Here is a 16,253-nt window from a genome sequence, read left to right on the forward strand (position 1 = left end):
TCTACAATCGGCAAAGGCGGCATTCGTACCTCGGCTACGTCAGCCCGGTCGAATTCGAAACCCTGGCGGAGAAGCAGGTGCCTGTGGCAGCATGAGAAAACTGTCCACTAAATCGGGGGAATCCCAATTCCCATTGTTCCATAAACGGTTTTAGGTAGTTCTATGTCAAAATTGATATCATACATTTTCACCGTTCTCGGATTCTCTTCTCCGGTGTACCGCATTTCATCGTGATAGCCGAGTGTGAGGTTGGAGAACGATGTCGCGGATCCGTCCGGACGGAAGATGGGTTTCGTCCCTTCGCTGTCCAAATGGAGGACTTGGATCTCCGCATTCGAACCGGGTTCCCCATCCAAATTCACTTCAATATGTGAGGCGCGGCCTGAAGCCGGAATGACTTTCCGAAGGATATTTGTCTGCGCGTCGAACCCTTCGTTGGCATAATAGACTTGATCGTCGACACTAATCGATGTTGAAGAAAAGCGCGGAGAGCCGTTGGACAGCACGATGCACAGTGAACCGCCCTCCGGGTGCTGCACATCGAAGGAGTGCGTCGTCACCGGGCCATTGGGCGTGATTTCATTCTCTAAAGACTGCCAATCCAAGACCGGCTCCCCTTCAGTGCAAGGATCGCGCTTTACAGTGGGATCAACGTCCGCAGCTGATAGCGATGTTGTCGCGAGGCCGCACATCGGTTCGTTCGGTGTTCCCTGGAGCGGAGAAACACTATCCAGAATGTCTCGAACGAACTCGACGGTATCAACGTACCAGCCGGGGCGAGTGGCGGTGTTGTCTGCGCTGACCACAAACCTGACCCGGAGCTCGTTGTTGATAAAAGGCGTCAGGTCAATAACTTGGTACTGCCAACCGGATGGCTTGTCGTTGGTGGTCACGAACGCGTCGTGCCCATAAGCCTTCCGCCACTGCATCCCGCCACCGATGACTCCAGGGTAGCCGTCTTCGGGAGCGACATCAACCCAGCCGATGCCGTCGAAGGCCTGGACAAATCCGCCACCGCCTGTGCCAAAGTGATACCAGTTCCAGAACCCGAGCTTGAGGCTGCCATTGGCGCAACCGCCGGCGTTCACCGCTGGCGTCACCAGCGCGGACTCTGCGCCCTTGGGGAGATGCCCGGACAGCTCCGTACCCCAAGTAAGACCCGAGTCATCCCGATCAAAAGCAGGACCGTCGGTCAACGGACCGTCGTACTGGCTCATCCCGCGATCCCGAGTCGGTACCCCGCACTGCCAGACCTTGTCTCCGAGAACGCCGAAGCCTTCGTCGCAGGAGTTGAAAGCGAACGTGAGGGACCGACCCGGTTCGCAGGCGCCAAGATCTGCGGAGGGGACGTGGGCGCTAACCGAGCCGCGCCATAACTCGACGTTGTCGATGTACCAACCTTCCTTGTTGAGATCGACAATGTTCACCGCATGAAAACGAACCTTGAACTGGGGCCCGATGTAGGGGGTGACATCAAAGTAGCTCTGGCGCCAGACCCGCGGCAGCCCGGCGGCCGTGAAGCCCTGCTTCCCATTCAGGGACTTGCCCCAGGCGCTGATCGTGCCGTCGTATCCGCCGGCCGGCTCGATCGGAACCCATTGGTCGTTACTAAAGACCTCAACCCGTCCGCCACCGCTCGACCAGCCGTCGACCGCGCCAGGGAAGTTGTACCAGTGCCAGACAGAGAGGAAGACGCTTCCGCCAGCTTCTGCCGACAGATCGACCGTCGGTGAAATAATCGACTCATCCATGTTCGCCGGGATCTCCACGTTGATCTTCGTGGCGAGCACCGTGCCGCTGCCCTCGACGCCAGCCCGAGGCCCGATCGTCGGCTCGCCGCAGCTCCACACCGGGTTGCCGTTGGTTGCAGATGAGGTCCAGCCTGCCTCGCAAGTCGCGAAGTCCCAAGCTTGGATCAGTTCACTGCCTTCGTCAGGGGCGAAAGACCCCTGGACAGGTTCCGGGAAGACGACCGGCTCCTGACAGCAGTCGACTCCCATCGAGACGACCAGGGCAGTACAGAACGGTGCGAACGCAAACAAACCCTTACCTGTGTGGAAGCGCATCTGCGAACTCCTTTCCGAGGTCCCCCAAGATCTCATCGAGGAAACCCGAAGTGAACGGCCCCTTCCGCCAACGCGTTTTCCGAACACGATCTCTGCCGGTCGCCGAACCAACTAGCAACTACCAGGCCACCTTCGTTTCTGGGCAACCGACACTAGCGAAAAACGAACAACATCCCGCAATCATGATATTTTTTTGAACCAAGGCTGGCGCGACCGTAAAACTGTCGCTGCCCGGATGGCCCAAGTTGTGCCGCGGTGTACAGAAGACAGCCATGTCTTCGTTGCACGACACGTCGCCACAACGGTTCCTGACCCGGTGATTCAATGCGCCCCCCCCCGCTTTTGAACCGTCAACTGATCTTGTGTTGAAGTAGTGTCCTGAAAAACGGCTTCCGGTGCAACAAAAAAATAGGGTCACGCAGACACGCCAGGTCGGTTTTCTACATATAAAACCAGGCATCGAGCACGTCGACGGACACCACTTCGTGGACGAGGAGAAGAAGGTTGCCAGTCGCGTCGTCGCCCTGCCCCTCGTGATGGGCATCCTGCGCAAGAAGCTCAACGAGGGCGCGTTCCACGTGTACATCGACCCCAGTCGGTTGCGGGACGTGTGAGCGATCATCACGTTGGACAAGGGCGTCGAGTAGGAGGAACGAAGTCGTTGATCGCGAGCACGATCGCGGCGGCGTAGGCGTAAAAGTGGGCACGCCTTCCCGTCTTGTGGAACAGTAGCCCAAACGCGCGAGAAGGCCGGAGGTGAAGCGCCGCCTGGCCCGCCCCGGTGCAGGGGATGAACCAGATCTCGGGACTGTGGAGGAGACATGAACGCAACGACTGATCCCATTCAACAGATGGCGGAGGATGCCGACGGGCCCGTACAGGAGCTGTTGCTCCGCTTGGAGACCCTGACCGGCTCCCGCGTGCGCGACGAAATCTCGAACTCCCAGTACAGGGTCCTTGCGGAGATCGGCGGGCGCGAGGCTCTGTCGGTCGGTGACCTGGGGAAGGCGATCCGGTCGGCCCAGAGCACCACGTCCGAGATGGTGGCGCGGCTCGCGAAGGCGGGGCTCGTCCGGAAGCTCCGAGGCTCCCCAGGTGGGGCGGTGGCCGATGGTCGCGTCGTCATGATCGAGCTGACCGACCTGGGCCGGAAGATGGTGCAGCAGTACCGGAAGCGCGTGCACGAGTGGAGCCGGTCGCTGCTGGGCAGGATGGCCCCCGGCGAGCGCGACGCTTGCCTGGAAGCGCTGCAACGCCTCGATGAGCTGCTACGCAAGGGCATGGACGCATAGCTCCTGCTGGGCGGACTCGTGCGCCTGATCGCGATTGCGAAGGAAGATGCCGCGCGTCCGCTTGCCCCGAGCGAAACCAGCCTTACTTTGAAAATACGTCCTCCCCACGAGCGAGCTGGATCTAAGGGCACATGTCGTCCTGGGAGGACGTCCAAGCCGAGGAGCGAGCATGCCCCCCTAAAGCATTCCTGTCGTTGACCGTTTATCTTGGTGAGTACCGCAGACGAGAACACGACCGAACCTTCTGGGCGCACGGGTTGCCCAGCGGCTTGCTTCGTTGTTTCGGAAGTGATCAAGGAGGTTGAGGATGGACAATGCGATCGGTTTGGCATTCGAGGATCTGGTCGATCTCGCGTTCCAGATGGAGACGAACGGGGCCGCGTACTACGGGAAGGCGGCCGCGCGATCCACGGACCCCGAGATCCGCAAGGTGCTCACCGCCCTCCAAGGGATGGAGGAGGAGCACGCGCGGGTGTGGGCGGGGGTGAAGGCGGATCTCGGAGGTCCCGGGCCTATCGATCGAGAGGCGGACGAGACGGTGTCGGAGTACCTCCGCACCTGGCTCTCCGGAGCCGCGTTCGATAAGTCCCCGGAGGAAATTGCGGCGATCGCGGGAAGCGAGAGTATGCCCGAGGTATTCAAGGTCGCCATCGGGCTCGAAAAGGAGACGATCGCCTTCTACACCGGGCTGCGCGCGCTGGTGGTCGACGACCTGGTCCTCGCACGGCTCGATGGGATGACAAAGGAGGAGATCCAGCACGTGGCCGAGCTGTCGAGAACTTTGCAGGGGCTCACGCCCGGTTGAGTCAGCCCCGTGCTGCTCCGAAGCGCCCGTAACCAGGGGATCCGCCAGCCATGACGCAATCGCCCGATTCCGAGAAGAGATCCCGCCGAGATCCGGTTTCGCCCGACGATCTGCCGCGCAGCGTGCTCGATGATCTCCTCGAAGGCTGCCAAGTCATCGGCCCCGACTATTGCTACCTCTACGTCAACCACGCCGTGGCCGCACAAGGTCGCACGACTCGGGAAAATCTGGTCGGCCGCACCATGCAGGCGGTCTACCCCGACATCGAGGCCACCGCCATGTTCGCGGTCCTCCGGCAGAGCATGGAAAAACGCATCTCCCAGAAGATGGAGAACGAGTTCGTTTTTCCGGACGGATCGAGCGGCTGGTTCGAGCTGAGGTTCGAGCCGGTTCCCGCCGGTGTGGCGGTTTTCTCGGTGGAGATCACTGAACGCAGGCGCGTCGAGGCGGTCCTGCACCGGACCCAACGAGCGTTCAGGACGCTCAGCAAGTGCAACCAGACGCTGGTTCGGGCGAGCGACGAAGATCGGTTTCTGCGGGACGTCTGCGCGCTCGCCGTGGAACACGGATACCGTCTGGCATGGATCGGTTTCAAGGAGTCGGACGCGGCGAGGTCGGTGCGCCCGGTCGCGGCGGCCGGGGTCGACGAGGGCTACACCACCGCGCTGCAGGTCACCTGGGGCGACGATGCGAGAGGGCACGGGCCGACGGGACGCGCTATCAGGACCGGCGAGACGGCCGTCGCGCGCTTCATCGCGACCGACCCGGAGTTCGCTCCGTGGAACGCGGCGGCCCTCTTGCGCGGCTTCCTCTCGTCGGTCGCCTTGCCGTTCCGGGTCGACGGCGAGGTCGCCGGAGCCCTCAACCTCTACGCTGCGGAGCCGGACGCGTTCGACGGCGAAGAGCTGAAGCTGCTCGAAGAGATGGCCCTCGACCTCGGCTACGGCATTGCCACCCTGCGTGCGCGTGTTGCCCACCAGTTGGCACAGGAGTCGACTCGCGCGTCGGCCCAGCGGTGGAGCGGCACGTTCAACGCCATCTCGGACACCGTCTGTGTCATCTCCACGAACCACGAGTTCGTCGAAATCAACGATGCGGGTTGCGCTGCTATAGGTCGACCGAGAGAAGAGATCATCGGTCGAAAGTGCTTCGATCTCTTGCACGGGACCGATATCCCTATCATGGCCTGCCCGTGCAGCCAGGTGGGACAAGCCCTCAAACCCGCCGTCGGAATGCTGGAGCAGGGCGACCGATGCTATGAGCTGCTCGCCTGGCCCATCCTCGGTTCGGACCGCCGACTGGAAGGCTTCGTGCACATCGTGAAGGACATCACCGAGCGCAAGCGGGTCGAGCAGGCGCTGCGCGAGAACGAGGCGCGTTTCCGCGCGGTGTTCGAAGTGACTTCCGTCGGCATCGTTCAGGTAGATCCGCGGGACGGGCGGATTGGCCGGTACAACGAGAAGTACCGCGAGATCACCGGTTACAGCGACGAGGAGCTGCGCGCCATGCAGTTCCGGGAGCTGACGCACCCGGACGATCGCGAGCGTGACTGGGAGCTGTTCTCCCGCGCAGTGCGCGGCGAGACGCCCGACTACCGGAACGAGAAGCGCTACGTGCGCAAGGACGGTTCGATCGTCTGGGTGCGTTTGAACGCTTCGTTCGTGCGCGACAGCGCGGGCAAGCCCCTGCGCACCGTGGCTATCTGCGAGGACATCACCGAGAGCAAGCGGGCGGAGGTCGCGCTTCGGGAGAGTGAGGAGCGCTACCGCATGCTGTTCGAGAACAGCCTGGATGCCGTGCTCCTCACCGTCCCGGACGGCAGCGTCCTGTCCGCCAACCCGGCGGCGTGCCACATGTTCGGCAGAACCGAGGCGGAGATCCATACGCTCGGACGCGATGCCATTCTTGATCCCAAGGACCCCCGTCTGGTCGGGTTGCTGGCGACGAGGGCCAGGGATGGCAAGGCGTTCGGAGAGCTGGCCTTCTTCAGGAAGGACGGCTCCTCGTTCCCCGGTGAAGTGTCGTCCGTGCTCTTTGAGGAGCGATCCGGCTCCGTGCGGAGCAGCATGATCATTCGCGACATCACCGAGCGCAAACTGGCCGAGATCGCGTTGCGTCAGAGCGAGGGGAAATTCCGGACCATCTTCGAGGCCAGCGCGTCTGCGATGGCGATCATCGAGCGCGACAAGATGATCTCGATGGTCAACCGGGAGTTCAGCAAGCTGAGTCTGTACGAGGAGGCCGATGTCATCGGGCAGAGCTGGCTGACGCTGATTCCGCCCGAGGACCTCGGCCGGTTACAGGAGTACAACAGCAGGAGGCTCATCGACCCCAAGAGCGCCCCCGACCAGTACGAGTTCACGTTTTACCGGAAGGACGGCGCAGTCCGAAACTGCCTCATGTCCGTGGGAGTGATCCCCACGAGCAACCAGATCATCTGCTCCTTCGTGGACATCACCGAGCGCAAGCGGGCGGAGGCGAAGCGCCTCGAACTCGAAGAGCAGCTTCGGGGAGCCCAGAAGATGGAGGCAATCGGCCGCCTCGCGGGCGGCGTGGCGCACGACTTCAACAACCTGCTCGCCGTCATCATCAGCTACGCCGAGTTCACAATCGAACAGTTGCGCGAGTCCGATCCTGTGAGATCGGACATTAAGGAGATCTGCAAGGCGGGGCACCGGGCTGCGGTGTTGACGAGACAGCTCCTGGCTTTCGGCCGCAAGCAGATGCTGGCGCCCGAGGTGCTGAGCCTCAACGACGTGGTCACCGACATCGAAAGCATGCTCACACGGCTCCTCGGCGAGGACGTCGATGTCGCGACCTACCTCGCCGAGGATCTTGGCAACGTCACGGCGGACCGCGGCCAGATCGAGCAGGTGCTCATGAACCTGGCGGTCAACTCGCGCGACGCCATGCCCGAAGGCGGCAAGTTGACCATCGAGACCGCCAACGTCGAGTTGGACGAGAACTACGCGGAGCGGCACGTCGCCGTCGTACCCGGTCGGTACGTACTGCTGTCTGTGACCGACACGGGGTGCGGCATGGACGCCGAGACGCAGAGCCGCGTGTTCGAGCCGTTCTTCACGACCAAGGAGAGGGGCAAGGGCACGGGGCTCGGCCTCTCCACGGCCTACGGCATCGTCAAGCAGAGCGGGGGCAACATCTGGATCTACAGCGTGCCCGGACAGGGCACGACCTTCAAGGTCTACCTGCCGCGCGTGAACGCTCTCGCGGTCGAGGCGGCACTGAAGCCGGTGTCCGAGGCACCCACGGGAAGCGAGACGGTGCTTGTCGTCGAGGACGAGGACGCGGTGCGCAGGCTGACGGAGCGCATCTTGCGGACAGCAGGGTATCGGGTGCTCGCCGCGTCGAACGGAGGCGAAGCCTTGCTGTTGTGCGAGAAGCACGGGGACGCGATCGACCTCCTCCTGACCGACGTGGTGATGCCACAGATGGGCGGACGAGAGCTGTCTGATCGATTGGCGAAGCTCTCCCCTGGGCTCCGGGTTCTCTTCACCTCGGGCTACACGGACGAAGCCATCGTCCACCATGGCGCCCTGGATCAAGGCACCAACTTCATCGGGAAGCCGTTCAGCGCCGCCGCGCTCACTCGAAAAGTGCGCGCCGTGCTGGATGAGCCGGGTCCGGAGGCGAAACTGTAGAATCGAAGATCGACGTGGCTGACGACGATCGGGGCTGACGTGTTTGTGACCGTGTCAAAATCGGGTGCGAAATAGGAACGGGGACGAGTCCCGGAGGATCGCTTGTGCGGTTTTCCCTCATTTTCGAAGGAGGCAAGCAGATGACCACGATCACCGCGCGCCAGGCGATCCGGAACGCCATCGAGGCCGAGCTCGCCGCGTCCCGTTTCTACGGGCTTCTCGCCGACAGCACCGAGGACGCGGAGAGCCGCGCGTTCCTCGCCGGGCTCGCCGAGCAAGAGGTCCTCCACGCCCGGGCGATCGAGGTGAAGAGCCGCGAGATCGCCGACGGCCCGCTCCCGAGTCGCGCCGAGGGCGAGGTCGAGATGATCGAGACGCTGCCCGAGTGGCGGTTCGCTGACGGCGTGACCCTGGAGCAGGCGCTCGACATCGCCTTCGAGGCCGAGAACAAAGCGTCCATGTACTACGACGCCTTCGCCGACTTCTTCGATGGTCCGGCGAAGGAGTTCTTCGTCGAGTTGGCGCGGGTCGAGGCCGAGCACGCTGCCGAGTTGGCGAAGCGGAAGCAGAGGTTGAGCTGAACGTGACGGCCCTGAAAACCGGTACCAAACTGGTACCAAAACGCCGGAGAATCGTTTGTTTTCTTGGCGCTGTATGTGGTACTAATGTTCGTTCTCAACCTATTGAGAAACCAAGGAAAAGATAACAAAATCGCCCGTTTGCCGAGGTCGTTGATAACGAGTTCCTAAACCGGGGGTCGCAAGTTCGAGTCTTGCTGGGCGCGCCAGGAACGACGCGGGTTTCCGCGATCGCAGCTTTTCCGAAAAACCCTCCGTTGACACGACGTTGACACGGAATCCGATTTTTACTGTCCGGCAGCGTGCGGTGGCGTTGCCGGTGCGAGCGAATCGACGACGCGAAGCTGTGCGCCCGATCCGAGGTGCGCGTAGCGGTGCGTGCTCTGCTCCGAGCGGTGGCCGAGCTGTGCCTGGATCGCCTTGATCGACTGACCTCCCGTGGCAGCCTGGCTCGCCACCGAGTGCCTGCCGATCGCGTGGTGCCCGAGTCGCCGAAGGCCGACCTTCTTCTGTACGTAGCGGAGCGGCCTCTTGTAGCTGTCGACCCAGACCGGGAAGCCGCCCTTGTCGTCGCCGAAGAGGTAGTGCGAGCCCGCGTAGCCCTGATCGATGTGCCACTTGATCGCGTCGACTACGTCCTGCGACAGTTCCAGCGTGTACGCCTCGTTGTTCTTCCGCGTCGTGATCATCGCTGGTCGCGTCTTCGTGCCGGTCTGCACCTGCACGTCGACCACGAGCTGCGGCGGGATGTCGCGGATCTTGTCCTTCGAGATCGCGTACACCTCGCCCCTGCGAAGGCCGAGCCGACAGGTCAAGTAGAAGAAGAGGTACCAGGTCGGGCGAAGGTGAAACATCCCGTCGAGTAGTCGATCCCGTTCCGCTGTCGTGTACCAGGGCGCATCCTTCCTCGGAACGGAGAGGGTAGGGATGTACGGCAGCTTGGCGAGCTTCTCCCGCTTCCACATGAACCTGAGCACGGCGCGGATCAGCGTCAGGTGATGGTTCACGGTACGCGGGCCGAGGTTGCTCGGCATCTTCTGCTTGAACACGTCCAGCTCCGAGGTGGTGATCTCCTCGATGTACAGGTGGCCGAGGATCGGCTTGATGCGCGTCCAGTGGTGCTCGTAGACGTCGCGAGCACGGTCCTTCATCTGGATCGCCGCCATGTACGCCTTGTAGGCTTCGTCGAGGGTGATCTGCTTCCCGCCCGCCTCGATCTCCACGAGCCGTTTCTGACCGGCACAGAGAGCCGCCTGCTTCGTCCTGAAGCCTCCTTTCCTCTCCCGATCCCCGTCGGGAGGCTTGAAGTCGTACTGCCACGAATTCGCCAACTTTCGTAAGTGGACCTCAGTCGCCATGATGCGAGCTCCTCTCAGCCAGGAACTTGCGCATCGCGGCATCACGGTTCGTCAGGAACAGGTCTAGCATGTCCACGCGGAAGCGTCTCGAGCGGAGCGGCCCGTAGACCGGGATCTGATCCGCGCTCACGAGGTTGCGGAGGTACCGCACGGACCAGCCGGTGTAGTCGGCGGCCTGCTCGTAGTTGAGCCACTTCCGTGTTGATCCCGAACCAGGGGGAACCCCACCACCGGGATCTCGATCGGTCTGGACGGCATCGAGGCTTTCCGCCTCTGCACCTTGAAATCGATAGGGCATCTCAACATCTCCATGCCGCGTCTCTGCGGCCGAAAGAGATGTCGCTGCGGGAGCGATCGCTCCCCTGTCAGTCTGCGTCAGCCGTTGTCACGGCAGGAATATCTGCATCAACGACACCGCGTTATCGGAGAAGCCGGCAGGATGAATCCCCACCCCACCGGCTCTCCTTGTTCACGGCCGTGGGTCTTCACCTCGGCCAACCATTGTCGCCCTACCGCCTACGCAGCGGGCTTCGTCACCACTCTCGACACGACATTCGCCGCGTCAGGCATCTCTTGGCACGTCTCCCCGAGAAGGAGGTGCCCGGCCTTCTTGTTGTTGCGTCCGCCCCACTGCTTGAAGAAGAAAGCGACACCAGCCTCGCGGCACTGATCGCGGATGTCGACGACCCACGCCTCGAGTACGGGCTCGGATCCCGGACCCGACTCACCGCCGACGATGACCCAGTCGATCCCGTCGAGGTTGAGATTGGGGATCGGCCCCAGGAGCGGCTCGATCGAGAGGAACCGGACGGCGGCCGGAACCTGCCGCAGATGATCGATGCGGTTTACGTGCCGCTCGTTCTCGACGCTGACGCCCATCCATACGTTGGCGGGCCAGGGCAGCTGCGGCGCCAGCTCCACGAGCCGCTCGCTGCGCTTCGTGAGCACCTGGAACGTATGCCGGGGACAGTCGACCGCGACCGAGAAGATCTTCTGGATGAACTCCACCGGCACGTCTTTGTGGAACGTGTCGGACATCGAGTTCACGAAAACCATGCTCGGTTTCCGCAGCTTGTAAGGCTCCCCGAGGCACTCAGGGTGGGTCACGACCTCGGAGAAGCCCGCCTGGTACTTCTCCTGGCCCATGGCCTTCAACCGTCGGGTCATCGTCGCGGCGTAGCAGCGTGCACACCCCGCGCTGACCTTCTGGCAGCCGGTGACTGTGTTCCACGTCTCGTTGGTCCAACTGATTTTTGTGCTCATCTTTCAATCCCTCGGGTTAAGTCCCACTCCGTTTGGCGCGGGAAAAAGTTGCAGATCATCGTCGCCTCCAACACGGCCGACGAAAGCCGGAACGCCGGGGCAAGACTCGTCGAGACGGGGCGATCGGTCCTCGTGAACCGGCACTTGTTTCGCTTCGGTCGCGACCTCGATCTCGATGGCGACATGGTCACCACCGCGTGGCCCCGGTGTTCCGGTTGTATGCGCCCCGGACGCGGTGTTCCCGACGTACCGCTTGAACGCGTCGTCGAACTGGGACTGCTCGTACCCCTTCAGCGTCCCGCGCTCAAACCGGATCGATTTTGGTCGGATGCGGTGGGCCCGCAACCTCGAAGCGAGGAGGTTGGGCGTCAGACGGCGCCCGAACGCGCTCTCCTTCCATGGGCGATCGTCGAGCTGGCACAGCCTGCCGACGAGTTCGGCGGAGCTGATTCGCGCTTCGACGATGTCTGAGAAGATTTCCTTGATGTCCATGAGGAGCTGCTCGGTCACGGAGCCCTCGTCGTCGGAATCCACAGACATGATCGCCGCCGTGCGCGCCCTGTCCGGCCAGGATCCTCCGACGAGATCGGCGATGGCGATGAGGGGGCGCCAGTTGTCGGCCGCACGGGAATGCAGCGCTCCCGGGATCTCTGGGTCGGCGGTCCGCAGAGCGTCGAGGTGCTGCTTCACCCAGAAGAACGCCGAGCCCTTCTGCTCATGGAGGAGCGCGATGTCAGAGGCGCCGAGGCGGACAACCTGCTCTTCTGGAAGTTTACGTCGAAGCTCGACCGTGATGGATCTGTCGCGCAGGGTATCGGCCAAGTCGCCGATCAGGGCGACGATCTTCGGTGACCAGGTCGAGTACGTGGTTACGTCTGCCCCGCTGCGCCTGACCACGAACGCCTGCCTGCGATCGTGACCGCTGTTCAGGATGCCGCGCATCACCTCCCCAGCCAAAAATGTGTCGGCTTCGTCGATTAGCAGGGTCGGGTGCTCATAGTTGACAATGGTGTATAGGGCCGCCGGCGTGATGTTGGCGGCTGAGCTTCGATGCGGCACGATCTCACCGAGCAACGAGAGCATCGTCGTCTTCCCGCTCCGCTTCTCGGGGGACCGCAACACGAGGATCGGCGAGTGGGTGGCCGCGTCGTGCGCATGGGCGTGAAGCACCCACAGCGCTGCAGCGTCGGCGCTGTGCGCAGGCAAGATGACGTGCTCGCGGATCTCTCGGGCGACGTCATCCAGGAGCTTGGCCCCATCGACGGGCACCGAAGCCTCGGCCGCCTGTCGCTCAGCTTCTTCCTTCTCCTCCGCAGCCCACCGCTCGAGCTGGCAGCGCGTGATCGCCGCATCGATGGTCTCCGCTGGCGAGCCGAACCCCCTCTTGCGCAGCGTCCTTACCGCGACGTCGCGCGCCATCACGAACTCGATACTCTTCTTTTTCAATAGGAGCGACGCGAACTCCATCAGCGCGCATCGCTTGACATCCTCAGGATCGTCCTGCGTCAACGTCTTGAGAATCGCGAAGATGTCTGTGTCATCATCTCCGACACGATTTCCCGCAATGGCGTCTTTGCGCGTCTGTGCGGGCCCAAGACACTGCAGGGACTCCTCTTCGTCGTTCAAGTCGCTGTCCATCGAATTCAAGTCCTCCAAAGCTGCTCCCTCCGGCAACGCGCCGAGCCCCTTGCTCGGTGTCATCCCATTGGAGCACCTTTCTGCGTGGAAGAATTGTGGAAGAACAGTTCGGGTGTTCTATTCCGAGTTTCCTGTCCTACGAGGACGGCCCAGTAGTATCGGCAAGAGCCGTATTCCTATCTGTTCTGCAATTTCGGCGACTGTCTTTCCGACCAAGTTTGCCCTGCGCACGGCATTCGCGTTTTCGCGTTTCTCGAATTTCGCTATTTGTATTGGAGACATTTCCAGAACGACGCGCTGCACCAACCACACCATCCGCTCTTCGGGCGAACTTGCGCTCGTTTTAGGATTTCGTTTGCTGTTTGTGTCAATATCATTTTTCTCGGCCAGTTTCTTCATTCTGGCAATGTACTGATCGAGATGTTTATGAAACTCTGTATTGATGATTTTGCGCGCTTTCTCTTCATCAAAGCCAGCCGGAACCCAACCGCCGCAGAAAGGTCTAAACGACGGGAAAGCGCACTCCTCTGAAGGTATAGGATCTGGTCTGCCCCGATAAAACACCATGGGATTTTTTAAATCCAACGATTCCAGAGAGGGCTGCCCACCGTTGATTTCCCAGAAAATGAATGTGTCGCACACGATATCGGCAACCCAGTTCTCTTCTGGAGTCGCAATGTGAAAGTCGCTCATCCACATTTCTATCGGTTTGATGGCCCGCCGGGATGTCTCCTTTTCGTGGGCACCAAAAGTTCGATGGTCCACAACTTTCGGGAGGAGTTTGGAATGCTGCTTCCACGCGGGGAAGGCCTCTTCGACGAGAGCAACACGTGCCTCGGGAACAAGACGCAGAACGGTCGCAAAGAACTTTTCGCGGGCATTATCCACAAGCGCGACCGGATATGATTTCTTCGATTGGGCCATAGCGAGCACCTCACGGTCCCGAAAGATGATCACCCTTCATCAGTCTATAGCCACAGGAAGAAAAATGAAGTCATTTTTGGACACTTTTAAGGGGATAATGTTATATTGGAGTGCATCCAACGTTCAACCTATTGTTTATATTCATTCATTGGCGATCCAGGGAGAAGGGGAAAGGTAATTCAGAGGTATTTCAGGTCAGTGTGGGGCTTTCCCAAAGAACGGAATGTACATCCGCTTTAGCAGAGCCATGAAGTTTTTCACTTGTCTTTTCCTTTCGCGCAATTAACCAATTAGTAATTCTCTCGCCAAGATACATACCAATATAAATACCTATACCTGCGAGAAGAACCCAACAGAAGATAATTACTGTATTAAGAACTATCGTTAGAAAGAATACTAAAGCTTCCATTTATATTACTCCTGGCAGTAATCGGGACCATCTTCGACCACTACACAACCGTTAGGACAGGGAGTCAGAACATGGTTTGAGTCATCAAATCCACAAACAGGACTATCTCCAGGACCATCAAGAGTACACTGAGGATTTGAATAAACTATTAAATAAGTCATATCAGGCAAACAATGAGGAATAGCAGCCCAACTACAATCATAATTTACACAAGGGTCGTTACACTTAGCTTCGTTATCAATTGAATCAATAACACAATCTCCTTCCCACTCGTCGGCCGTACAATCATGAGCAACAGTTGAATAATTACATTCCCCTGCTGTACAAGTAGCTTCACCTGTATATTCGATAAATTGTGTGCCGTCCTCAGAACAGAAACTGTCCGGAGGATCGTCACAGATCCCATCCCCAGAGCAGTCGGTATCGATGTCACCGTCTGTGTCAGAATCTGAGTCCGAATCAGTAGAGCCGTCGGGATCTCCCGAGTCGGGCGAACCAGAACAAGCCCACACCACCGCCGCCAGGGCAAACAGTAGCCACTTCATGGAGCACCTCTCCTTGTTTTCCAGAATTGTTTCCATTATACGACCCCCGAAAGACCTATAACACCATATTATATTAGGCGTTTTCCGAAGAAAGTAAAGCCGTATCGTTCCGGCTAATGGCGACCAACGAGGAAGTCCTGGCCGGAATTGGCAGACGAATAGCCGAGATACGGACCAACCGGAACCTGACCCAGGCGCAAGTTGCCGAGGCCATCAATATCGGAGTGCAGTACCTACAGATCGTCGAGGCAGGAAGACAGAACCTCACGATCTCTACCCTGAACCGCCTGGCGGTCTTCCTCCCCGGTCGACAGTTGAAAAGCGGCCAGTGAAAGACAGGTCAAAAGCGGCCAGTCGGGCCGGGACCTGATCTGGGATCGATCTACTTCTTCTTCTCCTCGTGTTTCAAGCCCGCATGTTTGGTTCGCCAGCTTTTAGGGCCGCAGCGCAGGACGTGTCCGTGGTGGAGGAGGCGGTCGAGCATGGCGGAGACGGCGGCGGTGTCGCCGAGGAGCTTGCCCCAGTCCTCGACCGGACGATTGGAGGTGACGAGCGTGCTGGCGCGCTCGTAGCGGCGCATGATCAGCTCGAGCAGGTCCTCGGCGGCGCTGTGCGGGAGCTTGCGCAGGGCGGTATCGATCTCGACGAGATTCATGGGGACTCCTCCTGGTGCGAGGTCATCCGCTGGACGACGTCGCGGTAGTGGGTCAGCTCGCGGATGAGCGGGTCGACCTGGCGGACGGAGATCGGGGGCTCGGCGAAGCGGTCGAGGTAGGCGCGGACGCAGCGGTAGGTGGGCGCGCCGGCGTCGAGGGCGGCGGCGCAGGCGCGGTCGGTCTGGTCCGGGCCGTGCTTGCGGACGAGGGAGAGGACGCCGAGGATGCCGCGGACGCCGGTCTCGCCGTACTGGGCGTGGACGCGGGCGCACAGCTCGCCGATGGCGGTCCCGGCGACGCGCGCCCGTTCGAGGAGCTGGAGTGTGGAGCGCGGGGTGCGCGCGGGCCGGTCCTCCTCGCGGACGCGGTAGCCGCCCGGCTTCTGGCGCGTGTGCTCGCGCAGCAGCGTGTGGGAGCGCGGGTCGATGAGGCGGACGCAGATCGAGTCCCACTGGACGATCACCTTGCGGCCGATCCAGCCGGGCGGCGCGCCGTAGTAGGCGCGGTCGACCTCGACGGCGCCGTCGACGTGCACGGTGCGCTCGCCGAAGCGGTAGTAGCGGAAGGGGAGCGCGGGCAGCGGCTGGAGGTGCGGCCTCTCCTCGGCGTACATGGCACTCACCTGGCGCTTGGTCGTGCCGTGGATGCGCGTGTCGGCCCAGCGCTCGCTCCAGTGGTCGAGGTGGGCCTGCGCCGCGTCGAGCGTCTCGAATCGCTGCCCCTTGATCGCCGTGTTCTGCGTGTGGCCGACGTCGGACTCGACCTTGCCCTTGCGGTCCGGGTGGCGGACGCGGCACGGCAGCGCCACGACGCCGTAGTGCCCGAGCACGTCGCGGTAGAGCGGGTTGAGCGCGGGGTCGTAGACGTCCGGCTTGAGCACTCCCTCCTTGAGGTTGTCGAGCACCACCACGCGTGTCGAGCCGCCGAGCCTTCGAAACGCCTCCTCGTGCAGCTTCGCCCAGATCTCGGCGCTCGAGCGGAAGGTGAGCAGCCGCACCGCCTTGCGGCTGTAGCCCAGCGTCATCAGGAAGAGCCGCGTGCGCTTGTACTTGCCCGTGTC

At 61.3% G+C, this 16,253-nt stretch carries 15 protein-coding genes and 1 pseudogene; 6 read left to right on the top strand and 10 right to left on the bottom strand.

The features are described from left to right. Window positions 1–107 precede the first annotated feature (107 nt). On the bottom strand, window positions 108–2,066 hold the full coding sequence (locus M0R80_26375; GenBank protein ID MCK9463165.1) for a hypothetical protein: 1,959 nt from the start codon (window positions 2,064–2,066) through the stop codon (window positions 108–110). A gap of 395 nt (window positions 2,067–2,461) precedes the next feature. Here M0R80_26375 and M0R80_26380 point away from each other — a divergent pair, with 395 nt between their 5' ends. From M0R80_26380 to M0R80_26400, 5 genes are all read left to right on the top strand, one after another. After that, window positions 2,462–2,680 (top strand): hypothetical protein, encoded by a 219-nt coding sequence (locus M0R80_26380; protein MCK9463166.1) that lies wholly within the window; start codon window positions 2,462–2,464, stop codon window positions 2,678–2,680. 207 nt (window positions 2,681–2,887) lie between these two features. After that, complete coding sequence (locus M0R80_26385; protein ID MCK9463167.1) at window positions 2,888–3,358, top strand: MarR family transcriptional regulator; 471 nt, start codon at window positions 2,888–2,890, stop codon at window positions 3,356–3,358. A 307-nt stretch (window positions 3,359–3,665) separates the two neighbouring features. Then, window positions 3,666–4,163 (top strand): hypothetical protein, encoded by a 498-nt coding sequence (locus M0R80_26390; protein ID MCK9463168.1) that lies wholly within the window; start codon window positions 3,666–3,668, stop codon window positions 4,161–4,163. Between the two features lie 50 nt (window positions 4,164–4,213). Further along, entirely contained in the window at window positions 4,214–7,822 is a 3,609-nt protein-coding gene (locus M0R80_26395) for a PAS domain S-box protein (GenBank protein MCK9463169.1), read from the top strand. A gap of 140 nt (window positions 7,823–7,962) precedes the next feature. Further along, window positions 7,963–8,403, top strand: coding sequence for a ferritin family protein (locus tag M0R80_26400; GenBank protein ID MCK9463170.1), 441 nt, complete (start codon window positions 7,963–7,965; stop codon window positions 8,401–8,403). Between the two features lie 284 nt (window positions 8,404–8,687). Here the strand turns inward: M0R80_26400 and M0R80_26405 are convergent, their stop codons facing one another. From M0R80_26405 to M0R80_26435, 7 genes are all read right to left on the bottom strand, one after another. Then, entirely contained in the window at window positions 8,688–9,758 is a 1,071-nt protein-coding gene (locus tag M0R80_26405) for a tyrosine-type recombinase/integrase (GenBank protein MCK9463171.1), read from the bottom strand. Next, window positions 9,748–10,056, bottom strand: coding sequence for a helix-turn-helix domain-containing protein (locus M0R80_26410; GenBank protein ID MCK9463172.1), 309 nt, complete (start codon window positions 10,054–10,056; stop codon window positions 9,748–9,750). Before M0R80_26410 ends, M0R80_26405 begins: the two co-directional genes overlap by 11 nt. Before the next feature lie 218 nt (window positions 10,057–10,274). After that, a complete protein-coding gene (locus M0R80_26415; GenBank protein ID MCK9463173.1) occupies window positions 10,275–11,021 on the bottom strand; it encodes a phage Gp37/Gp68 family protein in 747 nt (248 codons plus the stop codon). A gap of 3 nt (window positions 11,022–11,024) precedes the next feature. After that, window positions 11,025–12,722, bottom strand: coding sequence for a DUF3631 domain-containing protein (locus M0R80_26420; protein ID MCK9463174.1), 1,698 nt, complete (start codon window positions 12,720–12,722; stop codon window positions 11,025–11,027). A 54-nt stretch (window positions 12,723–12,776) separates the two neighbouring features. Then, complete coding sequence (locus M0R80_26425; GenBank protein MCK9463175.1) at window positions 12,777–13,616, bottom strand: hypothetical protein; 840 nt, start codon at window positions 13,614–13,616, stop codon at window positions 12,777–12,779. 157 nt (window positions 13,617–13,773) lie between these two features. Beyond that, window positions 13,774–13,992, bottom strand: coding sequence for a hypothetical protein (locus tag M0R80_26430; GenBank protein ID MCK9463176.1), 219 nt, complete (start codon window positions 13,990–13,992; stop codon window positions 13,774–13,776). 5 nt (window positions 13,993–13,997) lie between these two features. Then, window positions 13,998–14,537, bottom strand: coding sequence for a hypothetical protein (locus M0R80_26435; protein MCK9463177.1), 540 nt, complete (start codon window positions 14,535–14,537; stop codon window positions 13,998–14,000). A gap of 116 nt (window positions 14,538–14,653) precedes the next feature. On the opposite strand from M0R80_26435, the gene M0R80_26440 reads away from it, so the two are divergent. Further along, window positions 14,654–14,869 carry a helix-turn-helix transcriptional regulator gene (locus M0R80_26440; protein ID MCK9463178.1) on the top strand — a complete coding sequence of 72 codons (216 nt, stop codon included), beginning with the start codon at window positions 14,654–14,656 and terminating at the stop codon, window positions 14,867–14,869. A 50-nt stretch (window positions 14,870–14,919) separates the two neighbouring features. Here the strand turns inward: M0R80_26440 and M0R80_26445 are convergent. Both M0R80_26445 and istA read right to left on the bottom strand, forming a co-directional pair. Next, window positions 14,920–15,216 (bottom strand): annotated as a pseudogene (locus M0R80_26445) (ATP-binding protein). Beyond that, on the bottom strand, window positions 15,189–16,253 hold a 1,065-nt coding region (gene istA, locus M0R80_26450), incomplete at its 5' end, for an IS21 family transposase (protein ID MCK9463179.1). The gene istA and the pseudogene M0R80_26445, both read right to left, overlap by 28 nt.

Source organism: Pseudomonadota bacterium (assembly GCA_023229365.1).
Lineage (GTDB): Bacteria > Myxococcota_A > Polyangia > JAAYKL01 > JAAYKL01 > JALNZK01.

Excerpts from the sequence above, each read along its gene's own strand:
- M0R80_26410 (MCK9463172.1), bottom strand. The coding sequence starts at position 10,056 with ATGCCCTATCGATTTCAAGGTGCAGAGGCGGAAAGCCTCGATGCCGTC.
- M0R80_26440 (MCK9463178.1), top strand. The coding sequence starts at position 14,654 with ATGGCGACCAACGAGGAAGTCCTGGCCGGAATTGGCAGACGAATAGCC.
- M0R80_26420 (MCK9463174.1), bottom strand. The coding sequence starts at position 12,722 with ATGACACCGAGCAAGGGGCTCGGCGCGTTGCCGGAGGGAGCAGCTTTG.
- M0R80_26415 (MCK9463173.1), bottom strand. The coding sequence starts at position 11,021 with ATGAGCACAAAAATCAGTTGGACCAACGAGACGTGGAACACAGTCACC.
- M0R80_26390 (MCK9463168.1), top strand. The coding sequence starts at position 3,666 with ATGGACAATGCGATCGGTTTGGCATTCGAGGATCTGGTCGATCTCGCG.
- M0R80_26430 (MCK9463176.1), bottom strand. The coding sequence starts at position 13,992 with ATGGAAGCTTTAGTATTCTTTCTAACGATAGTTCTTAATACAGTAATT.
- M0R80_26400 (MCK9463170.1), top strand. The coding sequence starts at position 7,963 with ATGACCACGATCACCGCGCGCCAGGCGATCCGGAACGCCATCGAGGCC.
- M0R80_26385 (MCK9463167.1), top strand. The coding sequence starts at position 2,888 with ATGAACGCAACGACTGATCCCATTCAACAGATGGCGGAGGATGCCGAC.
- M0R80_26395 (MCK9463169.1), top strand. The coding sequence starts at position 4,214 with ATGACGCAATCGCCCGATTCCGAGAAGAGATCCCGCCGAGATCCGGTT.
- M0R80_26435 (MCK9463177.1), bottom strand. The coding sequence starts at position 14,537 with ATGAAGTGGCTACTGTTTGCCCTGGCGGCGGTGGTGTGGGCTTGTTCT.
- M0R80_26405 (MCK9463171.1), bottom strand. The coding sequence starts at position 9,758 with ATGGCGACTGAGGTCCACTTACGAAAGTTGGCGAATTCGTGGCAGTAC.
- M0R80_26375 (MCK9463165.1), bottom strand. The coding sequence starts at position 2,066 with ATGCGCTTCCACACAGGTAAGGGTTTGTTTGCGTTCGCACCGTTCTGT.